The organism is Cupriavidus sp. 05T313, assembly GCF_056396665.1.
Genome location: NZ_JBFTLX010000357.1, coordinates 1 through 5,484, shown reverse-complemented (window position 1 = coordinate 5,484; position 5,484 = coordinate 1). Strand labels below are relative to the sequence as shown.

General features: G+C 63.5%; 3 protein-coding genes and 2 tRNA genes. 4 read left to right on the top strand and 1 reads right to left on the bottom strand.

The features are described 5' to 3' along the window. From lon to AC1DKD_RS38610, 4 genes are all read left to right on the top strand, one after another. Positions 1-2,370: endopeptidase La (gene lon / locus AC1DKD_RS38625; protein ID WP_477144511.1), on the top strand; the 2,370-nt coding region annotated here is incomplete at its 5' end. Between the two features lie 298 nt (positions 2,371-2,668). Further along, a tRNA-Val gene (locus tag AC1DKD_RS38620) sits at positions 2,669-2,744 on the top strand. A gap of 54 nt (positions 2,745-2,798) precedes the next feature. Beyond that, positions 2,799-2,875, top strand: a tRNA-Asp gene (locus AC1DKD_RS38615). Positions 2,876-3,192: 317 nt separating this feature from the next. Then, positions 3,193-5,142, top strand: a complete 1,950-nt coding sequence (locus tag AC1DKD_RS38610) for a SurA N-terminal domain-containing protein (RefSeq protein ID WP_441634882.1) — start codon at positions 3,193-3,195, stop codon at positions 5,140-5,142. A gap of 65 nt (positions 5,143-5,207) precedes the next feature. On the opposite strand, the gene AC1DKD_RS38605 is transcribed toward AC1DKD_RS38610, so the two are convergent. Continuing rightward, positions 5,208-5,484: SGNH/GDSL hydrolase family protein (locus AC1DKD_RS38605; RefSeq protein ID WP_477144510.1), on the bottom strand; the 277-nt coding region annotated here is incomplete at its 5' end.

Here is a 5,484-nt window from a genome sequence, read left to right as displayed (position 1 = left end):
CCACTGTTGCCCCTGCGCGACGTGGTGGTGTTTCCGCACATGGTGATCCCACTGTTCGTGGGACGTCCGAAGTCCATCAAGGCGCTGGAAACTGCGATGGAGGCGGGCAAAAGCATCATGCTTGTGGCCCAGAAAACGGCGGCCAAGGATGAGCCGACCGCCGACGACCTCTACGAGGTAGGCTGCATCGCCAACATCCTGCAAATGCTCAAGCTGCCCGACGGCACCGTCAAGGTGCTGGTGGAAGGCACGCAGCGCGCGAATATCCGCGAAGTGAGCGAAGACGAGTCGCACTTCATGTGCGAAGCCGTGCCCGTGCCGCCGGGTCCGGTCGAGACCGCCGAGACGGAGGCGCTGCGCCGCGCCATCGTGTCGCAGTTCGACCAGTACGTGAAGCTGAACAAGAAGATCCCGCCCGAGATCCTGACCTCGCTGTCGGGCATCGACGAGCCGGGTCGCCTGGCCGACACCATCGCCGCGCATCTGCCGATCAAGCTCGAGCAGAAGCAGAAGATCCTGGAGATGGTGAATGTCACCGAGCGCCTGGAGAGCCTGCTGTCGCAGCTCGAGGGCGAGATCGACATCCTGCAGGTGGAAAAGCGCATCCGTGGCCGCGTCAAGCGCCAGATGGAGAAGAGCCAGCGCGAGTACTACCTCAACGAGCAGGTCAAGGCCATCCAGAAGGAACTGGGCGAAGGCGAAGAGGGTGCCGACCTGGAAGAACTCGACAAGCGCATCAAGGCCGCGCGCATGCCGAAGGAAGCCAAGAAGAAGGCCGACGCCGAATTCAAGAAGCTCAAGCTGATGTCGCCGATGTCGGCCGAAGCCACTGTCGTGCGCAACTACATCGACACGCTGGTCAACCTGCCGTGGCGCAAGAAGAGCAAGGTCAACAACGACCTGACCAACGCCGAGCGCGTGCTGGATGAAGACCACTACGGTCTCGAGAAGGTCAAGGAACGCATTCTCGAGTATCTCGCGGTGCAACAGCGCGTGGACAAGGTGAAGGCGCCGATCCTGTGCCTGGTGGGCCCCCCCGGCGTGGGCAAGACCTCGCTCGGCCAGTCGGTGGCGCGCGCGACGAACCGCAAGTTCGTGCGCATGGCACTGGGCGGCGTGCGTGACGAGGCCGAGATCCGCGGCCACCGCCGCACGTACATCGGCTCGATGCCCGGCAAGATCCTGCAAAGCCTGGCCAAGGTCGGCGTGCGCAATCCGCTCTTCCTGCTCGATGAAATCGACAAGATGGGCATGGATTTCCGCGGCGATCCTTCGTCGGCATTGCTCGAGGTGCTGGACCCGGAACAGAACCACACCTTCCAGGACCATTACATCGAGGTCGATTTCGACCTGTCCGATGTGATGTTCGTGGCGACCTCGAACTCGCTCAACATTCCGCCTCCGCTGCTGGACCGGATGGAAGTGATCCGCCTGTCGGGTTACACCGAGGAAGAGAAGGTCAACATCGCCCAGCGCTACCTGCTGCCCAAGCAGATCAAGAACAATGGTCTGAAGGCAGGCGAGATGGAAGTGAGCGAAGACGCCCTGCGCGACATCATTCGCTACTACACGCGTGAAGCGGGCGTCCGCTCGCTCGAGCGTGAAGTGTCGAAGATCGCCCGCAAGGTGGTCAAGCTGCTGCTGCTCAAGAAGGAAACGGGCACGGTCAAGGTGGCATCGGAGAACCTGGATAAATTCCTTGGCGTGCGCAAGTACGACTTCGGCCTGGCCGGCAAGGAAAACCAGGTAGGCCAGGTGACCGGTCTGGCGTGGACGGAAGTGGGCGGCGATCTGCTGACCATCGAAGCCGCGATCATGCCGGGCAAGGGCAACATCACCCGCACCGGTTCGCTGGGCGACGTGATGAAGGAATCGGTCGAGGCCGCACGTTCGGTGGTGCGCTCGCGGGCACGTCGTCTGGGCATTACGGACGAGATGTTCGAGAAGCGCGATATCCACATCCACGTGCCCGAAGGCGCCACCCCCAAGGATGGTCCTTCGGCCGGCGGTGCGATGACCACGGCGCTGGTGTCGGTGCTCACGGGTATCCCGGTGCGCGCCGACGTGGCCATGACCGGGGAAATCACGTTGCGCGGTGAAGTCCTGCCGATCGGCGGCCTCAAGGAGAAACTGCTTGCGGCCCATCGCGGCGGTATCAAGCTGGTGCTGATCCCCGAGGAAAACGTGAAGGATCTCGCGGAGATCCCGGACAACGTCAAGAACGCCATCGAGATCGTCCCGGTGCGCTGGATCGACAAGGTCCTGGAACTCGCGCTCGAGCGCAAGCCCGAGCCTCTGCCGGAGGAAGTGGCCAAGCCCGCCGATGTGGCGGACAAGGGTGCTGCCAAGGTCGAGATGATTCATCACTGACGCCGGCGATGGCGCTGCCCGGATCCTGCGATCCGGGCCGGGCGTTGCCAAAGCAGGCCGCTTTTGAAAACGCCGCGGGCTTTTCCCCGCGGCGTTTTTCTATTTCGCCTCACATTGTTCGGCGCCGCAGGCGTGCAGGCAGCGGGTGCTTTTTGCGTTTCTCAAAATGTCCGCGAAGAATACTTGGCAAAATGCCAGGGGCTGTATTACACTTGCGCCCTCGCAACGCAAACAGCAGTAATTACTCTGATATGTGCGCGGCGATGCTTGCAGCATGCAGTGCGGCTGCGGTACGAGCGGGTGCTTAGCTCAGTTGGTAGAGCGGCGCCCTTACAAGGCGTAGGTCGGGGGTTCGAGCCCCTCAGCACCCACCACGCTCCTGCCGCAAGACAATCCACACAGATGACGCGTGCTGCCGCACCGATACAGGAGTGGTAGTTCAGTTGGTTAGAATACCGGCCTGTCACGCCGGGGGTCGCGGGTTCGAGTCCCGTCCACTCCGCCAAATACGCAGTCAGCAAAACGGGCCCTTAGCGGCCCGTTTTGCTTTTTGCGCTTTCTGCATTCGGCGCGTCTTCCCCCCTCTTTCCTGAGGGCCGGCAAGGGTGCGGGCCCTGATCGCGTATCTGGCGGTGTTTTGCACCGCCGARCCACTGCTGGCGCGAGGGGACGGTACGCGATATCGCAGGTTTCCTGTCCGAGCCGGATGCCATCGGGCGTTGCCCGGCGAGGCCGCACCGGCCGCCAAATCGCGTGAAGCTTGCCGCTCCTGATAGAATCCCGGAGTTTGCCGTTCGGTACCAACCCTTTTCCTGAGTCAGCATGCTTGATTTCGTACGCAACAACCGGCGCTTGATGCTTTTGCTGCTGCTGGTGCTTGTCTTCCCGTCGTTCGTGTTCTTCGGCGTGGAGAGCTACTCGCGTTTCATGGACAGCTCGCACGATCTTGCCAAGGTCGATGGCCGCGCCATTACGGCGCAGGAAGTGGATAACGTGGTGCGTGACCAGAGCGAGCGCATGCGCCAGATGCTCGGCGCGAACTACGATCCGCGCCAATTCGAAGGCGCGCTGGCGCGCCAGCAGGTGCTCGACCAGCTGATCCTGCAGCGCGTGGTGGCCAATGAGGTGGCCAACAAGCACCTCACGGTGTCCAACGAACGCCTGTTCGAGACCATCAGCAGCATTCCCGCCATCGCCCAGCTGCCGAAGAAGAAGGACGGCACGATCGACGACAAGGCCTATGTTGACCTGCTCGCCCAGCAAGGCATGACGCCGGAGCAGTTCGATGCGCGCATGCGTTTCGATCTCGCCACCCAGCAGCTCGGCACTTCCATCGCTGCCACCGCCTTCGTGCCGAAGTCCTTGCTCGACCGGCTGATCGCCATTCGCGACCAGCAGCGCGAGGTGCAGGCGCTGCAGCTCAAGCCGGCCGAATTCGCCGCCAAGGTCAATCCCGACGAAGCCGCGCTGAAGGCGTACTACGACAGCCACAAGGCGCAGTTCTCGGTGCCCGAGCAGGCCAAGGTCGAATACCTGGTGCTGTCGGCCGACGCGCTGGCGGCATCGACGCCGGTGACGCCCGAAGAGCTCAAGTCCTACTACGACAGCAACATCGCGCGCTTCCGCACGGAAGAGCAGCGCCGCGCCAGCCATATCCTGATCGGCTCGCCCAAGGATGCCCCGGCGGCGGATCGCCAGGCAGCCAAGGAAAAGGCCACCAAGCTGCTCGAGGACCTGCGCAAGCATCCCGAAACGTTTGCCGATGTGGCCCGCAAGCAATCGCAGGATCCGGGCTCTGCGGAGAAGGGCGGCGACCTCGGCTTCATGGGCCGCGGCGCACTGGTCAAGCCGTTCGAGGATGCGATGTATGCGCTCAAGGATGGCCAGATCAGCGACGTGGTGGAGACCGATTACGGCTACCACATCATCAAGCTCACCGGCATCAAGGCTGCCGAAACCAAGCCGCTCGACCAGGTCCGTACCGAACTGGAAGCCGAATTGCGCAAGCAGCTCGCCGCCAAGAAGTACACCGAACTGGCTGATTCGTTCGGCAACACGGTCTACGAACAGTCCGACAGCCTCAAGCCTGCTGCCGACAAGTTCAAGCTGGCCATCCAGAGCGCCGACAACGTGACCCGCCAGCCCAACCCGGCGCTGGGTGCGCAAAGCCCGCTCAACAATGAGAAGCTGCTCAAGGCCCTGTTCGGCGACGATTCCGTCAAGAACAAGCGCAATACCGAAGCCGTGCAGGTGGGCCCGACCACGCTGGTGGCGGCACGTATCGTCGAATATCGCCCGGCCACGGTGCGCAAGTTCGAAGACGTGCAGGCCAAGGTGCGCGAAGGCTATATCGCCCAGCAGGCGGCCGAGCTCGCCGTGAAGGCGGGTGCGGAGCGTCTCGAGGCGTTGAAGAAGAGCGGCGGCGCCGACGGCTTCGGCGCGCCGGTAACGGTCTCTCGCGCCAAGGCCGATGGCCTGCCGCCGAAGGCGGTCGAAGCCGTGATGCGGGCCGATACCGCCAAGCTGCCCGCGTTCGTGGGCGTGGACCTTGGTGCCGCCGGCTACGCCATCTATCGCATCGGCAAGGTCAGCCAGCCTGCGCAGGCCGATGCCGCGCAACGCCAGGGCGAGGCCCAGCAACTGGGGCAGATGGTTGGCCAGAGCCAGCTGGAGGCCTTCTATGAGAGCCTGAAGGACCGCGCCAAGGTGAAGCTGCTCAAGCCCGCCACCACGACGGAAGCGGGTGCCGCCAGCGGTGCCGGCGCGCAGTAAGCACAGCCCGCAAACATGAAAAAGGCGCCTCCGGGCGCCTTTTTCATGATCCGCGCCGCAAGGGCTCAGCGCCCCGCGGTCCGGGCTGCCGGTGCCTTCAGCAGTGGCTCGAGCTGCGGCCAGACTGTGTCGAGCAGCGTGCCCTGCGCTTGTGCCGTGGGATGAATGCGGTCAGCCTGGAACCACTCTGGCCTGGCGACGACCCGCTCCAGCAGGAAAGGCACCAGCCGGRCCTTGTATTCGCCGGCCAGCCTGGGGTAGAGCGAGAAGAATCGCTCGGTGTAGTCCGGCCCGTAGTTGGGCGGGATGCGCATCCCCACGAGCAGCACGCCGGCCTTGGCT

What these genes read in the sequence shown, in the direction of transcription:
- AC1DKD_RS38610 (WP_441634882.1), top strand. Translation starts at nt 3,193, where the DNA reads ATGCTTGATTTCGTACGCAACAACCGGCGCTTGATGCTTTTGCTGCTG.